This is a genomic window from Lentibacillus cibarius (assembly GCF_005887555.1).
Classification (GTDB): Bacteria; Bacillota; Bacilli; order Bacillales; family Amphibacillaceae; genus Lentibacillus; species Lentibacillus cibarius.
On record NZ_VCIA01000001.1, the window covers coordinates 3,294,004 to 3,318,499 of the forward strand.

27 protein-coding genes and 1 pseudogene are annotated in these 24,496 nt (G+C 41.0%); 23 read left to right on the forward strand and 5 right to left on the reverse strand.

All coding sequences use genetic code 11. From position 1 onward, the window contains the following. Nucleotides 1-140 precede the first annotated feature (140 nt). The 7 genes from cyoE to FFL34_RS16205 all read left to right on the forward strand — a co-directional run bounded on the left by cyoE (nucleotide 141) and on the right by FFL34_RS16205 (nucleotide 6,646). The gene (gene cyoE / locus FFL34_RS16175) at nucleotides 141-1,082 is read left to right on the forward strand and encodes a heme o synthase (protein ID WP_138604350.1); all 942 of its coding nucleotides are present in this window, start codon (nucleotides 141-143) and stop codon (nucleotides 1,080-1,082) included. A gap of 61 nt (nucleotides 1,083-1,143) precedes the next feature. Further along, nucleotides 1,144-2,196, forward strand: coding sequence for a cytochrome c oxidase subunit II (coxB, locus tag FFL34_RS16180; RefSeq protein WP_138604351.1), 1,053 nt, complete (start codon nucleotides 1,144-1,146; stop codon nucleotides 2,194-2,196). A 50-nt stretch (nucleotides 2,197-2,246) separates the two neighbouring features. Next, on the forward strand, nucleotides 2,247-4,100 hold the full coding sequence (gene ctaD / locus FFL34_RS16185; protein ID WP_138604352.1) for a cytochrome c oxidase subunit I: 1,854 nt from the start codon (nucleotides 2,247-2,249) through the stop codon (nucleotides 4,098-4,100). A 1-nt stretch (nucleotide 4,101) separates the two neighbouring features. Next, nucleotides 4,102-4,725, forward strand: coding sequence for a cytochrome (ubi)quinol oxidase subunit III (locus FFL34_RS16190; protein WP_138604353.1), 624 nt, complete (start codon nucleotides 4,102-4,104; stop codon nucleotides 4,723-4,725). Nucleotides 4,726-4,728: 3 nt separating this feature from the next. Then, entirely contained in the window at nucleotides 4,729-5,052 is a 324-nt protein-coding gene (ctaF, locus tag FFL34_RS16195) for a cytochrome c oxidase subunit IVB (RefSeq protein ID WP_138604354.1), read from the forward strand. 150 nt (nucleotides 5,053-5,202) lie between these two features. Next, nucleotides 5,203-6,123 carry a cytochrome c oxidase assembly factor CtaG gene (gene ctaG / locus FFL34_RS16200; protein WP_138604355.1) on the forward strand — a complete coding sequence of 307 codons (921 nt, stop codon included), beginning with the start codon at nucleotides 5,203-5,205 and terminating at the stop codon, nucleotides 6,121-6,123. 67 nt (nucleotides 6,124-6,190) lie between these two features. Further along, nucleotides 6,191-6,646 (forward strand): DUF420 domain-containing protein, encoded by a 456-nt coding sequence (locus FFL34_RS16205; protein WP_138604356.1) that lies wholly within the window; start codon nucleotides 6,191-6,193, stop codon nucleotides 6,644-6,646. Nucleotides 6,647-6,717: 71 nt separating this feature from the next. On the opposite strand, the gene ytvI is transcribed toward FFL34_RS16205, so the two are convergent. Together ytvI and FFL34_RS16215 are read right to left on the reverse strand one after the other, a co-directional pair. Next, complete coding sequence (gene ytvI / locus FFL34_RS16210) at nucleotides 6,718-7,776, reverse strand: sporulation integral membrane protein YtvI (RefSeq protein WP_138604357.1); 1,059 nt, start codon at nucleotides 7,774-7,776, stop codon at nucleotides 6,718-6,720. A gap of 187 nt (nucleotides 7,777-7,963) precedes the next feature. Further along, a complete protein-coding gene (locus FFL34_RS16215) occupies nucleotides 7,964-8,329 on the reverse strand; it encodes a YugN family protein (protein WP_138604358.1) in 366 nt (121 codons plus the stop codon). A 155-nt stretch (nucleotides 8,330-8,484) separates the two neighbouring features. Between FFL34_RS16215 and FFL34_RS16220 the strand changes: the two genes are divergently transcribed. The 9 genes and pseudogenes from FFL34_RS16220 to coaD all read left to right on the forward strand — a co-directional run bounded on the left by FFL34_RS16220 (nucleotide 8,485) and on the right by coaD (nucleotide 14,880). Beyond that, the gene (locus FFL34_RS16220) at nucleotides 8,485-8,913 is read left to right on the forward strand and encodes a CBS domain-containing protein (RefSeq protein ID WP_138604359.1); all 429 of its coding nucleotides are present in this window, start codon (nucleotides 8,485-8,487) and stop codon (nucleotides 8,911-8,913) included. A gap of 238 nt (nucleotides 8,914-9,151) precedes the next feature. Then, nucleotides 9,152-10,213, forward strand: coding sequence for a CAP domain-containing protein (locus FFL34_RS16225; protein WP_138604360.1), 1,062 nt, complete (start codon nucleotides 9,152-9,154; stop codon nucleotides 10,211-10,213). 90 nt (nucleotides 10,214-10,303) lie between these two features. After that, a complete protein-coding gene (gene ylbD / locus FFL34_RS16230; protein ID WP_138604361.1) occupies nucleotides 10,304-10,717 on the forward strand; it encodes a YlbD family protein in 414 nt (137 codons plus the stop codon). A 9-nt stretch (nucleotides 10,718-10,726) separates the two neighbouring features. Continuing rightward, entirely contained in the window at nucleotides 10,727-10,960 is a 234-nt protein-coding gene (locus FFL34_RS16235; RefSeq protein ID WP_138604362.1) for a YlbE-like family protein, read from the forward strand. Nucleotides 10,961-11,152: 192 nt separating this feature from the next. Further along, on the forward strand, nucleotides 11,153-12,502 hold the full coding sequence (locus tag FFL34_RS16240; RefSeq protein ID WP_234031459.1) for an ISLre2 family transposase: 1,350 nt from the start codon (nucleotides 11,153-11,155) through the stop codon (nucleotides 12,500-12,502). 183 nt (nucleotides 12,503-12,685) lie between these two features. Further along, nucleotides 12,686-13,117, forward strand: coding sequence for a YlbF/YmcA family competence regulator (locus FFL34_RS16245; protein WP_138604363.1), 432 nt, complete (start codon nucleotides 12,686-12,688; stop codon nucleotides 13,115-13,117). A gap of 63 nt (nucleotides 13,118-13,180) precedes the next feature. Further along, nucleotides 13,181-13,456: a YlbG family protein gene (locus tag FFL34_RS16250; protein WP_138604364.1), complete on the forward strand. Its 276-nt coding sequence runs from the start codon at nucleotides 13,181-13,183 to the stop codon at nucleotides 13,454-13,456. Nucleotides 13,457-13,817: 361 nt separating this feature from the next. Further along, on the forward strand, nucleotides 13,818-14,378 hold the full coding sequence (rsmD, locus tag FFL34_RS16255; protein WP_138604365.1) for a 16S rRNA (guanine(966)-N(2))-methyltransferase RsmD: 561 nt from the start codon (nucleotides 13,818-13,820) through the stop codon (nucleotides 14,376-14,378). 17 nt (nucleotides 14,379-14,395) lie between these two features. Continuing rightward, nucleotides 14,396-14,880: pseudogene (gene coaD / locus FFL34_RS16260) on the forward strand (pantetheine-phosphate adenylyltransferase). 111 nt (nucleotides 14,881-14,991) lie between these two features. Here the strand turns inward: coaD and ylbJ are convergent. Continuing rightward, nucleotides 14,992-16,206, reverse strand: coding sequence for a sporulation integral membrane protein YlbJ (ylbJ, locus tag FFL34_RS16265; RefSeq protein ID WP_138604366.1), 1,215 nt, complete (start codon nucleotides 16,204-16,206; stop codon nucleotides 14,992-14,994). A 210-nt stretch (nucleotides 16,207-16,416) separates the two neighbouring features. Between ylbJ and FFL34_RS16270 the strand changes: the two genes are divergently transcribed. Next, nucleotides 16,417-17,448, forward strand: coding sequence for a SepM family pheromone-processing serine protease (locus tag FFL34_RS16270; protein ID WP_138604367.1), 1,032 nt, complete (start codon nucleotides 16,417-16,419; stop codon nucleotides 17,446-17,448). A 58-nt stretch (nucleotides 17,449-17,506) separates the two neighbouring features. On the opposite strand, the gene FFL34_RS16275 is transcribed toward FFL34_RS16270, so the two are convergent. Continuing rightward, nucleotides 17,507-18,721 (reverse strand): nucleotidyltransferase, encoded by a 1,215-nt coding sequence (locus tag FFL34_RS16275; RefSeq protein WP_138604368.1) that lies wholly within the window; start codon nucleotides 18,719-18,721, stop codon nucleotides 17,507-17,509. Nucleotides 18,722-18,905: 184 nt separating this feature from the next. On the opposite strand from FFL34_RS16275, the gene FFL34_RS16280 reads away from it, so the two are divergent. From FFL34_RS16280 to FFL34_RS16290, 3 genes are all read left to right on the forward strand, one after another. Beyond that, nucleotides 18,906-19,433 carry a YceD family protein gene (locus tag FFL34_RS16280; protein WP_138604369.1) on the forward strand — a complete coding sequence of 176 codons (528 nt, stop codon included), beginning with the start codon at nucleotides 18,906-18,908 and terminating at the stop codon, nucleotides 19,431-19,433. Between the two features lie 44 nt (nucleotides 19,434-19,477). Beyond that, nucleotides 19,478-19,654: a 50S ribosomal protein L32 gene (gene rpmF / locus FFL34_RS16285; RefSeq protein WP_138604370.1), complete on the forward strand. Its 177-nt coding sequence runs from the start codon at nucleotides 19,478-19,480 to the stop codon at nucleotides 19,652-19,654. Nucleotides 19,655-19,933: 279 nt separating this feature from the next. Next, complete coding sequence (locus FFL34_RS16290; protein ID WP_138604371.1) at nucleotides 19,934-20,422, forward strand: RsfA family transcriptional regulator; 489 nt, start codon at nucleotides 19,934-19,936, stop codon at nucleotides 20,420-20,422. 228 nt (nucleotides 20,423-20,650) lie between these two features. Here the strand turns inward: FFL34_RS16290 and FFL34_RS16295 are convergent, their stop codons facing one another. Next, complete coding sequence (locus FFL34_RS16295) at nucleotides 20,651-21,130, reverse strand: N-acetyltransferase (RefSeq protein ID WP_138604372.1); 480 nt, start codon at nucleotides 21,128-21,130, stop codon at nucleotides 20,651-20,653. Between the two features lie 210 nt (nucleotides 21,131-21,340). On the opposite strand from FFL34_RS16295, the gene FFL34_RS16300 reads away from it, so the two are divergent. The 3 genes from FFL34_RS16300 to mraZ all read left to right on the forward strand — a co-directional run bounded on the left by FFL34_RS16300 (nucleotide 21,341) and on the right by mraZ (nucleotide 24,369). Then, nucleotides 21,341-21,721: a DUF3397 domain-containing protein gene (locus FFL34_RS16300; protein WP_138604373.1), complete on the forward strand. Its 381-nt coding sequence runs from the start codon at nucleotides 21,341-21,343 to the stop codon at nucleotides 21,719-21,721. A 293-nt stretch (nucleotides 21,722-22,014) separates the two neighbouring features. Next, the gene (gene bshC, locus FFL34_RS16305) at nucleotides 22,015-23,640 is read left to right on the forward strand and encodes a bacillithiol biosynthesis cysteine-adding enzyme BshC (RefSeq protein ID WP_138604374.1); all 1,626 of its coding nucleotides are present in this window, start codon (nucleotides 22,015-22,017) and stop codon (nucleotides 23,638-23,640) included. A 297-nt stretch (nucleotides 23,641-23,937) separates the two neighbouring features. Continuing rightward, nucleotides 23,938-24,369 carry a division/cell wall cluster transcriptional repressor MraZ gene (gene mraZ, locus FFL34_RS16310; RefSeq protein WP_138604375.1) on the forward strand — a complete coding sequence of 144 codons (432 nt, stop codon included), beginning with the start codon at nucleotides 23,938-23,940 and terminating at the stop codon, nucleotides 24,367-24,369. The last annotated feature ends 127 nt before the right edge of the window (nucleotides 24,370-24,496 follow it).

Here is a 24,496-nt window from a genome sequence, read left to right on the forward strand (position 1 = left end):
ACCTAAATAGAAAGTATGTTCATTCCATGATACAATTGGGATAATTCAAAAAGGATAATTTTGGGGCTACTTAGGTATGATAATACTATGCTAGGTTATTGTGCTTTTTGTTGGGATGAGAGAAAAGGGGGGATGTATATATGGATAAGGTAGAGACGACTACTAAACCACTAATTGAAAGGTCGTCCTGCATTAAGGGGGAAAACCCGACATTTTTCGCAGACCTTAAAGCATTGATCAAAGTGGGAATTGTGAATTCAAATCTGATAACGGCGTTTGCTGGTTTTTGGCTCGCTATTCATTTCACAGGTACTTCGTTCACTGCTAACTGGGGGCTTTTTCTGTTGACGATGGCGGGAAGTGCACTAGTAATTGCGGGCGGATGTATTATGAATAATTGGTATGACGCTGATATCGATCCAGTCATGTCAAGGACAAAAACTCGTCCCTCGGTGACCGGTAGTATACCACGTAACCGTATTCTCATGATGGGAGTTTTTTCATCTGTGCTAGGTCATGTTCTTCTTTTGTTTACAACATTGGAAGCTGCAATTATTGCTTTTTTGGGCTGGTTCACCTATGTAGTCCTTTATACAGTATGGTCGAAGCGCAGATATACACTTAACACTGCAATCGGAAGTTTTTCCGGTGCGGTGCCGCCGCTTATTGGGTGGGCAGCTGTTGACCCCGGCCTCCACTCGGTGGCTTTTGTGCTGTTTTTAATCATGTTTATTTGGCAGACGCCACATTTTCTGGCGCTGGCAATGAAAAAAACAAAAGAATATAAAGCTGCTGGTGTGCCAATGTTGCCTGTTGTACACGGATTTGAAATGACTAAACGTCAGATTGCCGTGTATATCGCATGTTTGTTCCCGCTACCGTTTTACATGTGGGAATTAGGGCCTGTTTTCATTGTGATTGCCACGCTTTTGAATATTGGCTGGCTAATAATGAGTATCAGTGGATTCTTTGTGAAAAATGATTTGAAATGGGCGAATATGATCTTTGTCTATTCCTTAAATTATTTAACGATCTTATTTTTGATGATGGTTGTCGTAACGTTTGAATTCCCCTTAAGTTAAGCTGGTTTCTGTATGATAAAAAACATAGGAAACTCAAAAGAAGAAAGAGAGGTATGAATACATGAAAGGTTGGATGGGTAAAATCCGTGCAGTTTTTCTACTGGGTCTGACGGCTCTGGTGCTTTCGGCATGTGGTAGGGAGAACCTAACCGCACTTGACCCGAAAGGTTACGGGGCACAAAAATCATTTGATTTAATCATTCTTTCAACTGTTGTAATGCTTTTTGTGCTGGCTGCCGTCATGGTTGTTTATACGATTGTATTGATCAAGTACAGGAAGAAAAAAGGTCAGGAAGATTATATCCCGAAACAGGTGGAAGGTAATAAAACACTGGAGACGATATGGACTATTATTCCGATTATCCTGCTGTTAATCATTGCTGTTCCTACCGTTACTGCAACATTTGACTTGGCGGATACTTCGGGTTCTGATGATCACATGAATATTCAAGTGACTGGTAACCAGTACTGGTGGCATTTCAATTATGAAGGACAGGAAATCCAAACAAGTCAGGATATGTATATTCCGGTGGGTGAAAAAGTTTACCTTAACATGAAGTCAGCTGATGTCACTCATTCATTCTGGTTGCCTACTGTTACAGGGAAAATGGACGTAAACCCGGATAATGAAAACACCATGTACATCGAAGCTTATGAAGAGGGTGTTTACTGGGGTAAATGTGCTGAATTCTGCGGACCTGCTCACTCGCTTATGGACTTTAAAGTCATTGCCGTAAGCCAAGATGAATTTGATCAGTGGGTAGCAGACATGCAGAATGTCGATCCTGATGCTGAGCCGGATAGTGCTGTGGCACAGGATGGAAAGGCTCTCTTTGAAGAAAATAACTGCATGGGGTGTCACGCCATTGGATCATCCCCGGTACAAGTCGGTCCAAATCTGACAGACTTTGGTAATCGGTCTAAATTAGCCGGTACAGAAGAAATGAATAAAGAGAACCTTGTTCAATGGATAATGGATCCTGAATCCATGAAACCCGGTAATAAAATGACCGGTAATTATCCAGAAGTATCAAAAGATGAAGCGGGTAAAATTGCAGAATATCTATTGCAATTAAAACCGTCTGAAATCACACCTGAAAGCGCAAAGGATTAATGTTTCATTCTAAATTATGACTTGAAAAGATGAAAGGGAGGTTACTGATTATGAGTATAGCAGCTGCTCAAAAACGGAGCTTCGGCGCTGTCCTGTGGGATTATTTAACTACTGTCGACCATAAGAAAATTGCACATTTGTACTTGATTGGCGGAGGGTTTTTCTTCCTGCTTGGCGGACTTGAAGCGATGATTATCCGTATACAGCTGATTAAACCCGAGAATGATTTTGTCAGTGCTGGTTTTTATAATGAAGTTTTCACCATGCATGGAACAACGATGATTTTTCTTGCTGCCATGCCGCTGTTATTAGGTTTGATGAATGCCGCAGTTCCATTGCAGATTGGGGCGCGGGATGTCGCTTTTCCATTTTTAAATTCATTAGGATTCTGGTTGTTTATGTTTGGTGGTCTTTTGCTGAACATGAGCTGGTTCTTCGGAGGTGCACCTGATGCCGGCTGGACATCATATGTACCGGTATCCACAACGTCCCCGGGGCACGGTGTAGACTTCTATGTGATGGGCTTGCAGATAGCAGGTGCCGGAACATTGATCGGTGGTATTAACTTCCTGGTGACGATTATCAATATGCGTGCACCTGGTATGACTTTTATGCGTATGCCACTGTTTTCATGGACGACATTTATAACAAGTGTTTTAATCTTATTCGCATTCCCGGCATTAACGGTTGGATTGTTCCTGTTAATGTTTGATCGTATGTTCGGTACAGCGTTTTTCGATGTTAGCCTAGGTGGTAACACCATTATTTGGCAGCATTTATTCTGGATATTTGGGCATCCGGAGGTATATATATTAATACTTCCGACGTTTGGCATATTCAGTGATGTGTTTTCAACATTCTCTAAAAAACGCTTGTTCGGCTACACGGCAATGGTGTTTGCGACTATTCTGATTGCCTTTTTAGGTTTTATGGTTTGGGCGCACCACATGTTCACCGTAGGCCTTGGTCCTGTAGCAAACTCGCTATTTGCGATTGCAACAATGGCCATCGCGGTGCCAACGGGAATTAAAATCTTTAACTGGCTAGCGACAATGTGGGGAGGAAGTATAACCATAAACACAACGATGCTTTGGTCATTAGGTTTTATCCCTACATTTACAATTGGCGGAATGACTGGTGTCATGGTTGCGTCAGTTGTTGCAGACTATCAGTACCATGATACGTACTTCGTTGTTGCACACTTCCACTATGTAATTGTTGGTGGTACGGTATTTGGAATCATGGCAGGTCTGCATCATTGGTGGCCAAAAATGTTCGGACGCATTCTTAATGAGACAATGGGTAAATTGACTTTCTGGACATTTTTTATCGGTTTCCATTTGACATTCTTTATCCAGCACTTCCTTGGTTTAATGGGAATGCCGCGTCGTTATTGGGTGTTCCTCGAAAATCAGGGGCTTGATCTGGGTAACTTGATAAGTACAATTGGTGCCTTCTTCATGGCATTTGGTGTCATCGTGTTCATGATTAATGTTGTGTATTCAGCGGTTAAAGGAGAAAAGGCCGGTGCGGACCCTTGGGATGGACGTACGCTTGAGTGGACAATCGCATCACCGCCGCCATTCTATAATTTTAAACAGACACCGCTGGTTCGTGGACTTGATCCATTGTGGATTGAAAAGACAGAAGGAAAAGGGAAAATGACACCTGCAGAGCCACTGGGTGATATTCATATGCCAAACCCAACGTTCTTGCCGTTCATGATGTCATTAGGACTATTCGTTGCCGGCTTTGGTTTTATTTACCAAGTGAACTATGATTGGGCATATGGACTGTTATTCGGTGGTATGGCAATCACCTTAGTTTGTATGCTCCTGCGCTCGCTGAAAGACGACCATGGTTACCATATTCCGAAAGAGGAATTAGAAGGGAAGGCTAAATAATATGAGTCATGATCAATCATTGAATCCGGAAATCATGCCGAATGAGCCGGAAAAAGCCACCCTTGAAGGAAAGAATAAATTTCTCGGTTTTTGGTTCTTTCTTGGTGGGGAAACCGTATTGTTCGCCAGCCTATTTGGTACATTTCTTGCCTTGCGCCATTCAACGGCTGACGGGCCAACGGCAAATGAACTGTTCGGATTGGAACTTGTCTTCATCATGACCATGCTGCTTTTGACAAGTTCACTCACAAGTGTATACGCTGTATACCAAATGCGGAATAACAATTTTAAGAAAATGCAACTCTGGTTTGGCATTACTGCTGTTTTAGGTTTTGCATTTCTGGGGTGTGAAATATATGAGTTCACACACTATATTACTGAGTATGGTTTCACATTCCGTTCGTCTGCATTTGGATCAGCTTTCTATGCACTTGTTGGCTTCCACGGAGGTCACGTAACATTTGGGCTGGCATGGCTGATAGCCTTAATGCTACGCAACGCAAAACGGGGACTAAACTTGTATAATGCACCTAAATATTATACGTTCAGCCTTTACTGGCATTTTATCGATGTTATTTGGGTGTTCATTTTCACGGTAGTCTACCTAATGGGAAAGGTGGGATAATCAATGGCTGAGAACACCAATTCCGGAGAAGGCAATCCGTTCCATAGACAAAAGAACAGAGAGGAAATGAAAAAACAGCTTATTTCCTTTGCCTTGATGATTCTATTTACAATTATTGCCTTTGTTATCGTTACAACGGATATGATGAAAGAAATGTACGTTATACCCGTGCTGCTAATTTTGGCTATCGTACAGGTTGCTTTCCAGTTATACTATTTTATGCATTTAAAGGATAAGGGACACGAGTTCGCCAGTGTCATGATTTACGGCGGTGTGTGGGCCGCGGCGCTGACTCTGGCAGGGCTAGGTGTTATCACATGGTGGTAATGTGTTAAAAGACCGGGGACTATCCCGGTCTTTTTCATTACAGAAGATTGTGATTTTCTGTCTTTAAATTGTCATATTACATGTGTGTGTGTTGGTGAAAAATACGTTATAATAAAATAAGTATAATACTCATTTTTGGAGTGTGTTTATATGTGGCTTGAGTTACAGATATTCGGTTTTCGCGCGCTGTGGAGTCCCTACTTCTTGCTATTTGTTTTGGGGCTTGCATTAACATATTATTTGATTACAGGACCATACCGTCATAAGTTTGGTGGTAAAGGGGAAGCACGTCCATCAGGGAAGCAACAAGCCTTTGTCTATTCTGGCTTGGTTCTTCTATATGCTGTAAAAGGATCACCAATTGATTTATTGACCCATATCACACTAACAGCCCATATGATACAGATGGCCATTTATTTACTAATATTCCCCATCTTTACCATTAAGGGTATACCAGCATGGTTGTGGGAAAAGGCTGTCTGCCGGCCATTGATTGAACCGGCTATGAGATTCCTGTCAAAACCGCTCATATCATTGCTTTTGTTTAACACATTGTTTTCGTTTTATCATTTGCCGGTAATATTTGATTTTGCGAAGTCTTCACAAATGGCACATTCAACTTTTTCGGTCGTTCTTTTAATCGCAGCATTTGTTGTTTGGTGGCCAATGCTTTCGCCTATGAAGGAATTTAACCGCATGCAACCGCTTGGGAAGATTTTCTACATTTTCACAAATAGTGTTTTAATTACACCTGCTTGTGTATTGCTTATTTTTGCTGATGCTCCTGTTTATGCTGCCTACACGCGGGACGGGGCTTGGATACAGGCATTGGCTTTATGCGTGCCAGCCGATGTACTACAAGGGCTGCCTGGTTCTATTTCCGGACCAGAGTTTTTCTCGCCAATGACGATTTTAGAGGATCAACAGCTTGGTGGAATTGTCATGAAATTTATGCAGGAAATAACCTATGGTGTTGTTCTAATGACAGTTATCGCTGATTGGTTTAAAAAGGAAAATAGCGGTGTGGACCCATTGCCTGCGAATGCATATGAAGAATTACAGAATGACTGAATAAACACACCCTGATTTCTGGGGTTATGTTTTATTCAGTCATAGTGAAAGGATTGATTACCGGATTATGCCACTTTTACCGACGATAAGTACCTTTTTTATTGTGGCGAGTGCTGTATTAGTTGCAATTGGCTGGACATTCATCGCTAAGGGACACAAGAAGGCTCATAAGCGAACGATGCTTTCCGCGGCTGTATGTGCTTTGTTATTCTTTATTATTTATGTATCCAGAACAGCTTTCATTGGAAATACAAGTTTTGGTGGGCCGGATGATATAAAAATTTATTATACAATCTTTTTAATTTTTCATATCTTCCTTGCTACTACCGGCGCATTGTTTGGCGTTGTAACAATCACGCTTGCTTTCAAACGAAAAATACGTATACATAGGAAAATTGGCCCTATTACAAGTATTATTTGGTTCTGTAGTGCTGCTACTGGTGTGGCTGTTTATTTGCTTTTGTACATTATTTACGATGGAGGAAAGACAACCAGCATGCTAAAGGCAATTCTTGGTGGCTAAAGATTGATGCTACCTATGAACTGATGATGATTAAATGAAGATAAAAAACGTGTGCGGGATGTTCGCACACGTTAAATTTTTGTATTCCATTTGATAATACCGGCTTCTTTTGCTGAATTGAACGCTATTAGCAACAATGGTCCAAGAATAAATCCGAGCAGTCCAAGCAGTTTTATTCCTAAAAACATGGCAATCAATGTGGCCAGTGGAGAAAGCCCAATATGTTGACCCATTACTTTTGGTTCGACTGTTCTCCGTATAGCTAGCAATACAATCGCCAATATGGCCAACTGTATTCCAAGGAAGGTATCTCCACTGATAAAGGCAAATAAAGACCATGGTCCAAGGACAGCAATAGAGCCTATAATTGGGATGAAATCGACAATCCAGATAAAGAGTGACATAATAATAGCCACTTGTGGAATAATCAGGAATAGCCCGATTAAAGTAACGACAAAAATAATGATACTTACAAGAAACTGTGCTTTGAAAAACCCAAGGATAACATGGGAAAGCCTCGTGTTCATGAAAGAAACCTTTTCTGCTGTTTCCTTCGTCATGAAGCTGTATAATTTTGACTTGAGTACCGGCAGTTCAAGCATGAACAAAAATAGGGCGATCAAATAAACCAGAAAGCTGATTAAGTATTGTGGAACCTGGGCAACAATCTGAGAAATACGTTCGATGGTGATGGTTTCATTTAGTGTCATACTCATTGATGTAAGCTGTGATTCAATTGTGTTTGAAACTTGTTCATAAAATTCATTCGGAAGATTTTCAGTATACTTTCTAAAGCTGGCATCCCAATTTCCATATGCACTGTTCAATTGTGTTATGTAGGAAGGGATATCTTCAGCAAACGTAATGACTTGTGTTACCGCTTTTGTTACAATAAATGCCCCACCGAGTCCCAGGAAAATCAGAAATAGCAGAAAGACGATGATGACTGAAGCTTTCCTGCTGAGTTTTGTCTTTCGCTGAATGAATCTGATAACTGGATTAAGCATTAAGGCTGTAACCAATGCCAGAACTAATGGAATGGAGACTGGCAAAATAAAGAATACAAAAAGCAGTAGAATCAATATTAAAAAAATCAATGACCATTGGCGCTTAGTTATCGATCGAAACAATGTAAGTAGGAGTCCCCTTTCCTCCAAGAGTTACATATATTAGAAATATGTAGGTCATCATAGCCCTCTTGTATGGAGGTTATGATACATTTCACAAGTTTCCAAGCTCTCGGGAAAACAACGGTGAATTCGGCTTTGAAAAAACAACTGCTCGTTGTTAAATCAACGACGAGCAGTTGGCTTACTCTTATTTTTTGTACTGATCGATATCATCTTTTATTTTGGAAATAAGATTTGTCGCACGATCAACAAGGTTTTCCGGGAAATTCTCATCTTCCCCGTATTCCACGCCGTGTGGATAGTAATGTTTGCCAAGAAGCGGAGTTTTCAACTGAATGACAGCATCACCCCGGTCGACGTCACCTTCAATAGCATATCCTTGAATACGAATATAATATGTAATGTTTTTTTCTTTAGAAGCAATTTTATAATCGTATGTTACACGCTCGTAATCCCACTGGCCCGCACGTATAAAAGCATGATTTCCCATCAGGCGATCAAGTGGTTGAATATCAACAACTGCTTCTTCAATTTCTGTATTTTCCAGTTTCATTTTTTACACCTCACAAAAATATCCTCTTTACGTTATGATAATCGAAAAAGCTTCGAGTTTCAATTGAAAAGGAATGCGATTTTCATGAAAGATATAGCCGATTTTGGGAATAAATAAGAAATGTACGATTAAATTTACACAAGGAGGGTACATCGATGAAGTCGCTAAAAGATGTAATGAGTACTGATATAACTGTCTGTCGTAAAGACGATACGTTATATGATGCTGCAACGAAAATGAAAGAGCACAATGTTGGGGTTATTCCAGTGTGTGACGAAAATAAAAAGTTGGATGGTGTTATAACCGACCGTGATCTGGTTTTACGTGGGTATGCTGAACGAAAGCCGGACACGGAGGCAGTGCAGCAAGTAATGAGTGAACAACTACATTATGAAGCTCCGGATACTTCGGTTCAGACGGCCGCTAGTATCATGGCACAGAATCAAATTCGTCGTCTGCCAGTCGTTGAAAATGGGAAACTTGCCGGAATTGTTTCATTAGGAGATCTCTCCTTGGAGGATAAGTCTAATGAAGCAGCCGGAAGTGCACTTGAAGAAATTTCTGAACAACCAGGGTTTCATTAATGACTGTAGACCACATCATCTAATAGAGCGTGTTGAGGCCCATAAGACGTTTATAAAAAGGATTTTTCTACGTTTTGATATAACAACCGTATGCATTGACATACGGTTGTTTTTAAATGAAACAAGAAGTGGTTCACTTTCCAAAGGTGTCTCAGGTTGTAGGTGGATAAATAAGCATGTATTCATCGGTTGTAGCATATAGTTTATTATAGAAGATTTAATAGAAGGGGAAACTTATATGCGGCTGATTCGAATTGCTATTCTAGTATTATTAATTATTTCTGGTGTCTATTATTTACTGGACAAGTATGATCTTGTCTCGAATGAAAAAGTCGTTGGTCCTAATGTATTGGAACAGAAGGAAAGTAAACTGGAAACAAAAGAAATTCCAAAAGATCGTTCCCTGATTCCGTATGAGGGGGATATCTATCAATGGATTGGAAAAGAAGCTAAACAACTGACGGAAAAACTGGGGGAACCACTTAGAAAAGACTTGACTGATTATGGATATGAATCGTGGGTGTATACGGATGGACGCAAACACTATATTCAGTTTGGAATTAATGATGACAGCATAAAGACGGTTTATGCAACGGGTCGTGATTTATCCCTTGAGCCCATTCACATTGGCCAAGCTTATGATTCCGTAAAAGAGCAGCTATCGTTTCCGGGAGAGGTAACTTACAGTAAGGACCTATCATCGTATTCATTCCAGCTGCGTGATGAGGAACGACAAACCAGGCCGTTGGTAAAAGTCACGGATGATATTTTTATGCAGTTATATTTCGACAGGTATACGGATGAATTGGCTGGTATTCGTGTGCTCACTGCGAATCTTTTGCTACTCCATCGTCCGTATGAAATGAAATACCGCGGTGCGTTGCCGGAAAAACCTGTTTATGATGATGATGAACAGCAGCAAATTGACACGGGAATGGAGAAACGAATATTTCATATGACCAACGTGTTCCGGAATCACTATGGGAAACAGGTGCTGAAATGGGATGATGCTGTTCGCGAGGTTGCTTATCTCCATAGTAAAGACATGGCAGAGAAAAACTATTTTTCCCATTATGGTAAAAACGGTGATGGGTTAAAAGAGCGTCTAGCCACCAAAGAAGTATTTTATAAGTCGGCTGGGGAAAATATTGCTGCACAATATCCTGATGCGCAGGCAGCCATGCATGGATGGATGAACAGTGAAGGTCACCGTGATGCATTGCTTAAAGACGATTATACACATTTAGGGGTTGGAGTGTATAAGTCTTACTACACACAAAACTTCGTCAAAAAGCGATGATTAATAGTCCGAACATTCGCCTTAGGCACAGTATCGGCCCGGTTTTCATAAAATAAAGTAACAACATATCCGTTGCCGAGGTGAGTAGGAATGAGTGATAAACTTCATCCAAGTGTAAGAGAATTCAAGGAATTTCTGCAGCGGCATCCGAAGCTGGTGGAAGAAGTTCGGAAAAGTGGCAGAGGCTGGCAGGAATATTATGAAAAATGGGCATTGCTCGGGGAAGATGACCCATTTTGGGATAAATACAAGGAGGAAAAATCGTCAAAAACAGAAAATAAACGATCCCGCGGAAATGGAAAAAAAGAGATGATGGAGCGCCTGATCCAAATGTCTGAGAATATCGACATGGATAAACTTCAGACGCAAGTGGATAACATTAATAGTGCCATTTCCACGGTACAGGGATTATTAGGTCAATTTCAGTCTTCAGATCATTCGTCACAGCAGTCATTCGATCCGTCAACCCAAAATAATCGCCCATTTGGCGGATTCCGGGATTGAGGTGGGAAGATGCAGACATCGGTTCGCAACTTTCTGGAACAAAATCCGAAGCTTGCTCATTTCGTTCGTTTCAATCCTGATTGGTATCGTTACCTGTCACGGAATCCAAATAGTGTCATGGAACTTGAGAGAGCGTCCAAGTCTTTTTATGGAAATACGTTACCGCAGCAAGTAGACAAAATCGGCAGCCATATACAAATGGCAAGTATGCTATTGAATGTTGCCGATTTGATGAAGGATTGATGCTGGTTAGAGTAAAATGTTTATGGGAGAACATATACCTCATCTTTGGTGTTGAAGTCGGAAGACTTCTACGCCAAAGATGAGGCCAGCAAGCGAAGCGCGGTAGTTTAAAGGGTGTTTTACATGAAAAAGAGGACCTTTTCTTGTATAGTTAAGTCTGCTACAACAACAACTATAGAAAGAGGTCCTCTAATGAAAGATATCATATCTGCGCTTACAATGAAAGAATTAGAACAAATTACATACCGTGCATTGCAGGAAAGTTTTTCTCAGGTGATGGCACAGACGTTACAGGAAATAGATGAGGCGATTGCTTCAGAAAGGGATAAGCAACGATTTTATTTGAAGGATAAAAGAACATTAAAGTTTGAGTCCGTCTTTGGGCAGGTGGAACTGAAAAGAAATTATTATCAAGATAAAGAGACGGGAAAGTATGTCTATTTATTGGATCAGTATTTAGCTTTTGACGGCACAAAGGGAATGAGTCCGGTGGTGCAAGATTTGGCTATTGAACTGGCTGTAACAGGCGTTTCCTATCGACAGGCTGGGAAGGCAATGGAGAAGCTTTTGGGCTACCCTGTCATCAGTCATGAAGGTATACGCCAGCAGCTTTTGAATACGGAGGTTGTGCCGGAAGAGTCAGTGCCACTCGAACAGGATGTTGTATTCGTGGAGGTGGACGGGCTTTATACGAAAAGCCAAGAGAAAAAGAAAAAAGGCAAGGAAATTAAGATTGCCAGTGTGCATCAGGGCTGGGAAATGAATGGTAAACGAGCAAAGCTGATAGAGAAGCGACATTTCATTCATGAAGGAAATCTGCCGTTCTGGGAAGAATTTGAGCAGTATCTAATGGCTACTTACGAGTATGATCCGACCAGGCACCACCTCGTTATTAATGGGGATGGAGCGAAGTGGATCACATCCTGCCGGGATCATTTCCAGCATAATGCGACCTTTGTCATCGACCGTTTTCATGTTGCCCGGGATGTGCAGCGTTTGTTTCGGGGTCATTCAAGATACCGCTCCATCCGAAAGAAACTAGCAAGCTATGACTGGGAAGGTTTCATGGTGGAATTAAACAGTGCGGTGGGTACGCTTGAAAATGAAAAGAAGGAAGAACGGCTGGAAGAGTTAATTGCCCAGCTTTCCCAATATCCAGAGGCACTGGGAGATTACCGTGAAAAACTAAAAGAGAGGGGCATAGATACAACAGGATTCCGCCCGATGGGGAGTGCAGAGGGAACGATGAGTGTGTTCGCTAGAAGGCTCAAAAACGGGCGTAGTTGGAGTGATAAAGGGCTTGATAAATTCATCGATATCATGGTTGCCCTCAAAGATAATCTGAAGATAAAAACGCTGCAGGGGATACTTGAACAGACGCAGGAATTAATACAGGAAAGCAAAGAAGAAAAGCCGCCTAAACACTTTGTAGAAAAGCTAAAAGAAAGTGCTGCAGAAGCAACACGCAACAATCTGGGTTATCTGAGGCAGGCTATCGGGAAACCAATTACAGACGCATTAAAAGGATTACGGGGAATTTGAAAAAGTAAAAAAGCACCAACTGATTAAAATGATATAAACATGAAACCGTTACCAAAAGTTGACTAAAACAATACAAAAAAGGGACTTGAAAAAAATCTCCCACAAGTACTTGACTCAATCTTGATGCTGGCGGCGGTTTTTTTTGCAACCATTCCATGATATGATACAAATGGAGGTGAAAGAATGATAGGAACAATGGAGTATGCGGACATACTGGATCACTCCGAACAGCTCAGTGAGATGATTCTACAGTCTGATGTCTTGAAAGCTTATCAACAGGCTCGTAAATCAATGGAAGAAGATGAAGAAGCACAGCAATTAATAGGTGCGTTTAACGATATAAAAGAACAATATGAAGAAGTCCAGCGTTTTGGGTGGTACCACCCGGATTATAAAGAAATTATGAAAAAAGTTCGCACTAGCAAACGGGAAATGGACATGAACGACAAAGTTGCGGCATTCAAAGTTGCTGAACGTAATTTACAGAAAATGCTTGATGAAGTCAGTGAATATATTGCGTTCAGTGTCAGCGATCAGATAAAAGCACCGAAAGATGGTGCCGCGCTGACTGATACCGGATGTGGCCATGGGGGAGCATGCGGATGTAGCGCCTAGATTGAAGCCTTGGCCGCATTCTGGTAAACTTATCTGTAAACAAGATGTTAGTGAGGATGCAATATGAGAACGAAACGCCAAGGACTTATAGTCTGGTTCAAGCATATGAAAAATATTAGGCATATCAAACGGTACGGGCATCTAATTTACACGTCTAAGAATTTGAAGTATGCCGTGCTTTATGTTGATCAGGATACACTTGAACGTACGGAAGCCAAATTGCTAAAGCTCCCGTTTGTTTCAAAGGTGGAGCGGTCGCAAAAGCCGTTTATACCGACCAACTTTGACAATGCAAAACCTGACAAAGCGAAACAATATGACTATAAAATGGGTATCTAACCTTTGCGGACATACATAATGACGTCCGCAAAGGTTTTTTCTATTGATTAAGTTTAAAATATCAAAAAGAAAAACCTGCAGAAATAACTCTGCAGGTCCTTTTGTTTTCGTATTGGAAAACAAAAAGGCAAAGGGAGAGGAGAAACCGGAGGAAGAACTTATGGGGAAGTGTAAGTCTTCTCCGAGTTTTTGAAACAGCCAAGCAATTTTGTGCTGCTTCACTACGATAGTATAACCATCATTATTTTTTATATACATAAACAAGCAATTTTTTGCTGAAGTAACTTTTTAAAAGGAAGTTTGGCTTCTGGTCTTGCGCTTTTAATCGGTTGCGATTATTATGATTTATTGAGGTGGTTATATGCGAGTTGTCTCAGGTTTACATAGAGGGCGGCAGTTAAAATCGGTACCTGGTAAAATAGCCAGGCCCACTACTGATAAAGTGAAAGAAGCGATATTTCAGGTGCTTGGACCTTACTTTCGTCAAGGTGCCTGTCTCGATTTGTTTGCCGGAAGCGGAGCGCTGGGTATTGAGGCGTTAAGCAGAGGTATGGAGAAGGCAATCTTTGTTGATAAACACCCGAAAGCGATACATACTATTAATGAAAATATCCGGATGCTGCAGCTGGAGAATAATGTTGAAATATTCAAGTCAGATGCCTTCAATGCTTTGAATGGTGCGGCCAAAAGAGGACTTCAATTTGATTTAATACTGCTTGATCCCCCTTACTATAAAGTGAATTATGCGAAATTGCTTGGTAAAGTGACTGAATTGGACTTGCTTCATGACGATGGTATGATTTTCTGTGAACATGATGCTACTGAAGATATGGCGATGACTGATGAACGTTATGAAGTACTGAAACGAAAATTGTATGGTGAAACAACTGGTATAACTATCTATAAAAAGAAGCGGGAATAAATGAGGGGGCATGACCAATGAACCGATTAGCAATCTGTCCAGGAAGTTTTGATCCGGTTACATACGGACATCTTGATATTATCGAACGGGGCGCTAAAATATTTGATCAAGTAATCGTGGTTGTATTTAATAACCAGTCAAAAGATCCATTGTTTTCGGTTGATGAGCGGGTGTCATTACTACAGGAGACAACAAGCTATTTGTCGAATGTGTTTGTTGATCGGAGCGGTGAACTCTTAATTGATTATGCCAGACAGCACAAAGCTGATGCAATTTTGGGGGGCTGCGTGCAGTCAGTGATTTTGAATATGAGATGCAAATTACAGCAATGAACAGGAAATTGGATCAAAACATCGAAACGTTTTTTATGATGACAAATAATCAATATTCATTTCTTAGTTCAAGTATTGTTAAAGAAGTTGCCAAGTATAAAGCGGATGTCACCGACCTGGTTCCTGATGTCGTCCAGACGGCCTTGCAAAAGAAGTTTAATATGAAATAACGAACAAAGGCGCAAGCGCCGGGCTGGCTTACCTTGCAAGTAAAAGTTATATCGCTAAACTTTATACTTTCTTAGCTCTTAAAAAAGATGTTGCGACATGCAACATCTTTTTTAGCTATTACGCCAGCGTTTCACCAAGATAAGAAAAGCAATAAACAGGAAACTGAATGTGATGATTGGTCCAATTTCAGCGAACAAATACAAAAATTGCATCCACGTTTCTTCTTGCGGTCCGCTAGAAACAGGGACCCCCTTAAAATCAAATGATGTTCTGTTCAAATATAATGGTGTATAGAAGACGCCTGTGAGCACCGCTGCAAACAGCCCGTGCAGAATCCGGGCAAAGAAATACGGGGCAAACCGAATATCTGACGGTGCGATGATACTAGCAACTTGTGCCTGAACAGAAAGTCCGTTAAAACCTAAAATAAAACTGACAACAATAATCTTTTCCAACAGATTAGCTGCATCACTTTGCGAGATTAGGTTTGTGCCCAATGTGATTTCAAACAGACCGGATAACATGGGTAGCGCGAGTTCGACCGGTATCGAAGCGATTTTTAGCAAATATTGGAATAACACAGAAACCGCCTGTGAGATTCCGACAATATACAACAGTTTTGTGAATACGGAAAACAGGATAATGAAACCGCCGACCATGACAAGCGTCTGAATTGAATTTAGTACGGCATCTCCGACTATTTTTCCGAACGGGCGTGGATCATTCATTCTTGTGCGATGCATTTCTCGAAAAGCTCGGATAATCGATACACTTTGTTTTTCTTTAGCCAACGTAACTGTTTGTTTTTCTTCCTTTCTTCCATAAAAACGCATGCAAACCCCGACAAGCGCATTACCTAAATAATGGGCTGCTGCCAAGACAATCCCCAATTTCACATCATAGAAAAAACCCACTGATACAGCGCCAAAAATGAAAAGCGGACTAGAAGCATTTGTAAATGATACGAGCCGTTCAGCCTGTATCTGTGTTAGCTGATTTTGTTCCCGAAGCCGCGCTGTGATTTTTGCACCTGTCGGATAACCACTGGCCATACCCATTGCCCAAGCAAAACTGCCGGCCCCTGGTACGTTAAATAAAGGGCGCATGATTGGCTCACATAGTACACCGATGAATTTAACAAAGCCAAAGCCAATCAATAGTTCAGCCGTAATAAAAAAGGGCAATAAAGATGGAAAAACAATTTCCCACCACATATTCAGTCCCCGTATGCTTGCTTCAAGAGACTGATCGGGGTACTTTATTAAGGAGATGGCAATAAAAGCGGTGATACCTGTCAATGCAATTGTTTTTATTTGCTGTTTCAATGTCCGGCCTCCTAAGAACGAGCTAATCCTGTACTTCTTTTCCTGATAGTAGTAGAATAATCCTAGCTTATTTTATAGTGCGTTAATTGTAGGTTATTAAATGAATGTACAAGTCTATATCAATATACGCACATACAGCCCATTTTTATGACATACACTTTTGAATACACTCCAAAAGAGTTACCGGTGGAAGGTGAAAGGAGTTTTACGGTGCAATTTACAAAAAGACATATTATCACCATGATTGCCGTGATGGCTATTGCTTTATTTATTTCGATTTATAAATTACCTTATTATGTTTATAAGCCTGGCGGTGCTGATGCACTCAATTCGATTGTTCAAGTCGAAAATGGCCATAAAAGTGAGGGGGACATGCACCTGGTCACAATTCGTGGAGGCCAGGCAACACCGATACAGTATTTATTGGCAAAAATTCTTCCGCATCAAGAAGTCCTTCCACTTCGGAATATAAGGCCGGAAGGGGTATCAGAAGATGAATACTTCCATGCACAGCTGAAAATGATGGAAAGTTCTCAAGAAAAAGCAATCGTTGTAGCTTATGAAGCGGCAAATGAGGAGATTAATATTACTTATAACGGGGTGTATGTCGTTTCTGTAGACGAAAAAATGCCTGCTAGTGATGTGCTAAAACCCGGGGATCGTATAACAGGAATTAACGGCCACCCAATTGAGAAAGCAAATGATTTAATTGACTATGTCGGTTCCAAACAAGCAGGTGAAATAATAACCGTTGATGTTGAGCGTGATGATCGCAAGCTAACAAAGAAAATCCCGTTGAAAAACTTCCCTGAAAATGATAATAAGCCCGGCATCGGTATCAAGCTTGTAACAGACAGGGCCGTGCAAGTTAATCCAGACGTTAATTTTTCCAGCGGGAAGATTGGTGGTCCAAGTGCCGGATTGATGTTTTCATTGGAAATATATGATCAGTTGACTGAAACCGATATTACGCAAGGTTACCAAGTTGCTGGAACCGGGGAAATTGATTATCAGGGGAACGTATTACCTATTGGCGGCATTAAGAAAAAGGTCGTTGCTGCAGATGAGGAAGGGTGCGATATTTTCTTTGCCCCGAATGAGAACGGCGCGACTGATTCAAACTATGAAAGAGCTGTAGCGTCGGCTGAGGAAATTAATTCTGACATGAAAGTTGTTCCTGTTGATACATTTTCAGAAGCATTGGAGTATCTAAAGCAACTTCAGTCTACGGAGGAAGGGTAATAAGCAGGGGGACCACGGTTCACAGTGGTCCTCTAACTAATGTATGAAGGTCGTTTATTCAATCTATCATAATTGGCGGCTGTAATTCCTGTTTGCGAAGCTTCTCCCGTTTGTCAGCAGGAAGCATGCTGTAATACGCGTTGCTTGCTTTTTCTTCAATGAATAAAAGCGGGTTTATATGATGGCTTAGTTTAGAAACAAGTGGGACATTCATTTCTTTTTTCTGTGCATTCAAATAGGTTTGTCCATTTCTAGTCATGCCGAGCAGTCGGACGTAAGGGACTGTCGTTGTATTTTTTAGCTGATACATGTCTGTTTTAGTTGTGTTGGTCAAAATATGGGCAAACATACGTTGTAACCTTGTCCACGTGTAGCGTTTTGTTTTGATTCGTTGCATCCATTCATAAAACGAGGTCACGCCCCGTGCTGTCTTTTTAATGCGGTATTCCAACCCTTCATCAACACCGTGAATGGCAGCCAGCTCTTCTGTAGTCATTGTCATAACACGATAATGGATAAGATGGAAATAGCCTTCCCAAGCGTGCCAACAGCCAGCTTGCCATTTATATTCATGAAGTTGACGGATAGTCGCATTGGGCATGGTTGCAGCAACGTCCTCTGAGATGTCATGATCAGCCAGCAATTTGCTGCGTATGCTGGTAGCACTGGCAATTGGCCCGGTTATTTCCTCGTCATGATAGTTGCTCTTTTTCCGCTTAATCGCCAGGGGTGTAATAGGCAAATGCGCATCCATGATTGTTTGGACATAACTAAACCCAAGAATGTTGTTCGGTTGTGATAGGTCCATTTCTTCCGTTGTCAGACCGATTTTCTGATATGCAAGTCTGCTCGCTTCCGGAAAGGCTATCCCTTGCTTAAGATAGTCTTGCAACAATTCACGATAGAAGGGTTCGTTTTGCCTGAAAACGTCATACCCTTCCATGAAGTGCTGTGTATTACCGGATTCACTGCCAAAACAAATACTTGACACACCGCTTTCATGCAGTGTGCGGACAGCCCCTTCAGCAAACAGATCACTGCTTTGAACGGCGTATAAATAAGGAAGTTCCAAAACGATATCCACCCCTTCAAGCAAAGCAGCCTTTGTCCGGTGGAATTTATCGATGATTGCTGGTTCGCCGCGCTGGAGGAATGATCCGCTCATAACGGCAATTAGGCAATCCGCATTAGATGCATCTCTGGATTGTCGAACGTGATAGACGTGTCCGTTGTGGAACGGATTATATTCAACGATTAGTCCACAAGCTTTCATATACGCTAACCCCCTAGCAATAGACTAGGTTACATTTTAGCAGAAAATAAGATCTGCTGCATGGCTGGGTGAGTTGAAAATGACAAATCAGGGTATATTGTAAATAGAGATACTGACAAGAAAATATGTTGACAAAAGATCATTTTCCTTTTAAAATTACTCTTGTTGCCTAGAGGTGATAACAATGAAAATTCCAATAGCGCATATTAAGAAAAACGCTGACAATGTCCCTTTCAAATTTGATGAGCAAGTAGATGTCTCTGAATTGGAAACAATGAACAATGATATACGTGAAATTAATTCCGTTCATGTTTACGGTACGGCAGATGATCAAGGGAACGACATTATCTTTTCGTTCAGCATTGATGGGGAAATGGTGTTGCCATGTGCCCGTACACTTGCAGATGTTCCTTATCCATTTGCGATTAATGCACTTGAGATATTCTCAGAGTCGCCGTATGATATTGATGATGAAGACAATGACATTCACCCGATTGAAGGGGAAGTACTTGACTTAACTCCGCTCATCAAAGAAAATATTTTATTGGAAGTGCCATACCGGGTTTTCTCAGATGATGAAGAAGTGATTAGCCAAGCCTCGTTTGAAGGGGAAGGTTGGGAATTCATCTCCGAGGGAAAGCGGGAGAAAAAGACGGATCCACGCATGAAAAAGCTGGAATCTTTACTTAAAGATAAGGATAAAGAAGAATAGGACTATCTATCATATTTGTTTAACAATCGAAGGAGGTGTAAGTCATGGCAGTACCAAAGCGAAAAACTTCTAAAAAGGTAAAAAACCAACGCCGCACGCATAAAAAATTGCATGTGCCTGGCATGGTGGAATGCCCAAATTGTGGTGAACTAACAAAATCGCACCATGTATGTAAATCATGTGGGCATTATGACGGCAAAGAAGTAGTGGCAAATGACTAATCGGAACTGATAGCTATACCGACAGATCACTAGTGAATAGTGATCTGTTTTAGTAACCTCTGAAAAACCTTGTATAAAGGCTTCGATATTTACTATAGCTGAAGTTAAATCTGTTTTTGCCATATACATACACAGCAAAAATTATCTGGCCACGAAAATGCTCCTCAGTAGACTATGTCCGAGAAATAATTGTTCGTAGCACTTAAATAAAATCAATTGAACGATTCTATCACTCCTACTTTTTGCATACATTGATAGCAAACAGTAAGGAGGGGTGTTATGAATGCTGCACGTCAGGATGCGTGGACAGAAGATGAAGATATATTGCTTGCAGAAACGGTTCTTCGTTATATAAGAGATGGCAAGACGCAGCTTGAAGCTTTTAAAGATGTTGCCCAACAATTATCACGGACATCGGCTGCATGCGGTTTTCGCTGGAATGCATCCATCCGCAAACAGTATGCTAATGAAATTGAACTGGCTAAAGAAGACCGAAAGAAACATAACAAACCGCAAGCCAACGGACATCATGGACAGGCGGAAGGGATGGGGCTAGAAGCAAATCCGATTGATAGTGCTATAACCATACTTAAAAAAATGCGCACTGGTTATCTGGACAACAATGCCTTTTCCATTTATGAAAAAGAAGTAACCATCAAACGGCTGGAGAAAGAAAATGAAGTACTTAAACAGCAACTGGATCGGTATGAACAGGCATGGAGGGAAATGGGCAAACTATGGAGTTGGGTAAGTGAGTCGGAGAAATGATAGGAAAAGACATGAATGCTTGTATGATACCATTCATGTCTTTATTTTAACGTCAGAAAGTATAAACTACGGATAACCTTATTAGAAAGTTTCACATTTGTTACAAGGCGAAGCGAATGCGACTTTATCTAAAAAGTTGCGCTTTAGTTCTATACATGAAAGACAGTAACCGGAGAGGGTCCGGTTATCCATCCATCTGCATTCTTTATTGTACGGAAAAAAACCGTTTTATACGTCTTTTTCCGAAACACCTTCAGGAAGCCATATAAGAGGATTTTGACCGAGGTCGCGTTCCATCTCATATTGTGCTTTTTGGAAACCCATCTTTTCCCAGAAACCGTGCGAATTAATCCGCGGGTTTGTTTTAATCGGTAGCTGAAAACTTTTCGCGAATTCAACCATAATTTTGCCATACCCCTGTCCCCGGTAATCTGGTAACACTTCAAGTTTCCATAGCTCAAGATAGTCTTGGGCCGGGTTAAAGTAGTTGTCATATTTCGCCTTCATTCTGTATAGACTCATGCGTGCGATAAGATTGTGCCCAAAGTAGATTCCGTAAAATGGCGATTCGCTATTGTTCTCCACAATATTATTCTGTAAATCCTCCATCATGGAAAGTTCTTGATTTCCGTATTCCTTAAAACGCTTAAATTGTTCTAATGTTTTATAGTTGATTAAAAGCTTTTCCACGTTTGCATTGTTGATCATTGTATCCTTCCCCCTTCAACAAAATTATTTAGAATTTGTATATAATTTATTATAATATAAAAAAGCAGGGAAGGGAATGATGGAATCCTTCTTGTAGGAAAGATTCCATCATTGCTCGCTTCGCTGACCGGGCGCTTGCGCCTTTGTTCTTTTAGTATTGGACGATTGAAAAATAGAAGTTGGTGGAAGATAGGAGGGTGGATACTTGCTATGATTTTGAATGCAGTTGCTAATCTGATTGGTATCATTATTACCTTACCGATGCTGGTTACTTGGGGTGTTTATTACATTGTAGCCAGGATTGGGCATAACAAATGGAAGGCAATTCATGCTGCAGTGAATTGGACAACCCTCCTGTATATATTGGCGGTGACAGCAATGCTCTACATGATGTTTGGGGCTAGCTATCTCGGCATCATTACAGTCTTATTGCTGGTGTTGTTTACTGTCATTATTGTGATTCGATGGAAAATGTTTACGGAAGTCGTTTTCCGCAAAGCCTTTAGAATCTTTTGGCGCATTTGTTTTTTACTTTTTGTGTGTTTATATTTCCTGCTGGCCATAACAGGAATGATCCGCTACTTATTATGAGAAATTCGTCTTTCGTTGCCTGATCTGAAATGATCACATAAGACTTGAAAGAATAAAGTTGGATGAATAATTCATCTTGTTATCATAGTTGATATAAACGGCAACATAGTTTTTGTATGAATGTTAACCACCGCTGCGGAAATACCTGAGAAGCTTCATTTTTTGATGTGGGGTTAAGTGAGTAAAATAAAGGCTTCGCGAAATTCATATAAACAGATTAAGTGCAATTTACAAGGTTTTTCTATACAATACATATGGAATATATTTAATAAAGCAAAAGGAGCTTGCAATCTATGCGGATCAGTCCGATTAAATTACAGGCACAGCATACTTTAATAAACGATTATCGTAATCAAAAGCCGGACATTATGCAGTACTTTGATTATGATCCATACAAGGAAGCAACTTACAAGAAACGGTTGGAGATATTACAAGAAAAAGACATTAACCGTGAGCAACTGACAGAAGCACTGACAGAAATGAATGAACAGTGGGATGCTCCTGAGTCAGCGAACCGGGCAATTGAACGATTGAAAGACGAAAACAGTGTTGTTGTAATAGGAGGTCAGCAGGCTGGTTTGCTGACAGGTCCGCTATATACCATTAATAAGGTAATATCAGTTATACAATTTGCGAAACAACAGGAAGCTAAACTGGACGTACCAGTTATACCAGTGTTTTGGATAGCTGGTGAGGATCATGATTATGAAGAAATCAATCATGTGTATTTACCTGAAATGAACAGGATGAAAAAGCATACATTGCCGCAGCAGACAAGTGGCAAGCTACCTGTCTCTGATATCCAAATAGATGGAACAAAATTACTGACCTGGATTAATCATTTGTTTGACCAGCTGCCCGAAACTGATCAGACAAAAGCACTCTATCAGACTATACTGGATTGTCAGGAACAATCAGCTACATATGTAGACTTTTTTGCACGGTTCCTTTATCAGTTGCTTGGTGATGAGGAAATAATCCTTGCTGACTCAGGGAATCCGGCTATGCGCAACCTTGAACGAGAGTATTTTGTCCGGATGATTGAACAACAGGCGCAAATAAGCAATGGTGTACAAACGTCAGTCCAGCAATTGAAAAATCAGGGATATACGGTATCACTTGATGTTGAACCGCATGATGCGCATCTCTTTTATCACCGTCACAATGAACGAATTCTGCTTGTACGTGATAACGAAGGCAACTGGTGCGGTAAACAAAATGAAATGATACTGACTCACCAAGAAATGCTTGAAATAGCTGAAAATCATCCATCCCACTTAAGCAATAATGTCGTTACCAGGCCGGTTATGCAGGAGAGTTTGTTTCCGACACTTGCCTTTATCGGTGGACCTGGTGAGGTCAGCTATTGGGCAGCTTTAAAACCAGCTTTTCATGCAGTAGGGATAGAAATGCCGCCGGTTCTTCCACGTTTGTCATTTACATTTGTTGACAGAGGTGTGGAAAAAATATTAACCAAGTATGGCATAGAAGCATCACATGCCATCAATTATGGTCTGGATGATGTCAAAACCCAATGGCTTGCTGCACAAAGTGATCCTCCGGTGCGACAAGTTGCCGAAGAAGTAAGACAGGCCATTCGCCGGGTGCATCAGCCATTGCGCGAGATTGCCAGTGATATCGGTGCCGATTTAGGTGAGCTCGCGGATAAAAATCTCTATTACCTAAATGGCAATATTGATTTTCTTGAAAAACGTCTCCTGAAAACGATGGACACCAAATATGCAAAAGAAATTAGTGAGTTTGATCTTGCCCATCATATATTCCATCCGGAAAACGGACTCCAGGAACGGATTTGGAACCCTTTACCACTAATCAATGACCATGGTCCCTGTTTTATCCGACAACTGGCAAGCGAGTCACTTTCATTCACGGAGGAACACTATATCGTATATCTGTAATGTAAATCCCCCACTTTCTACCACGCTTACAACAAGCGAGGGAAGAAAGTGGGGATTTTTTGATGACCAAAATTTAGCCACGTCCGGACGTACTAGTTCTGGCGCCAGAGCAGGACGTCGCTGTGGTCGCTCAGGAAAAAGCAATTCATTGCAACAAGCTGATTTTTACGGTGGTTGGCGTAAATGATGATAGAACCTTAGTCCCAATTTGAAAAATCTCATAAATAAATTTGAAAATTAAGTGGTGAATTGTGGTGGAATGTGGTAACATGTGAATATGAAAGTGGGGAGAGCTCTATGTTCATGGGTGAATTCCAGCACAATATCGATACAAAAGGACGAATCATTGTGCCGGCCAAGTTTCGTGAAGGGCTTGGAGACAGTTTTGTAGTCACCCGTGGACTTGATAAATGTCTGTTCGCCTACCCGATGGATGAGTGGAAATCACTTGAAGAGAAACTGAAGCAATTACCACTCACTAAAAAGGATGCGCGCGCTTTCACACGCTTTTTCTTCTCTGGCGCAATTGAATGTGAAGTGGACAAACAGGGGAGAATAAATATTCCACAGCCATTGCGGAATTACGCGGGGCTGGATAAAGAATGTGTTGTAATTGGCGTCTCCGACCGGGTTGAATTCTGGGCAAAAGATCACTGGGAAGATTATTTCAACGATTCAGAGGAATCTTTTGGTGAAATCGCCGAGAATTTAATGGACTTTGACATTTAAGTGAGTAACAGTAAAACAGGCTGCTGGAGCGGTGTTTATTTCAATTTTCCCCTCTGATTGCAGTAGCTCCGGCTTCCTCAGTTCGAGTTTTTAAAACGGGACGCCAACTGATCATTGGCAAAGCAGG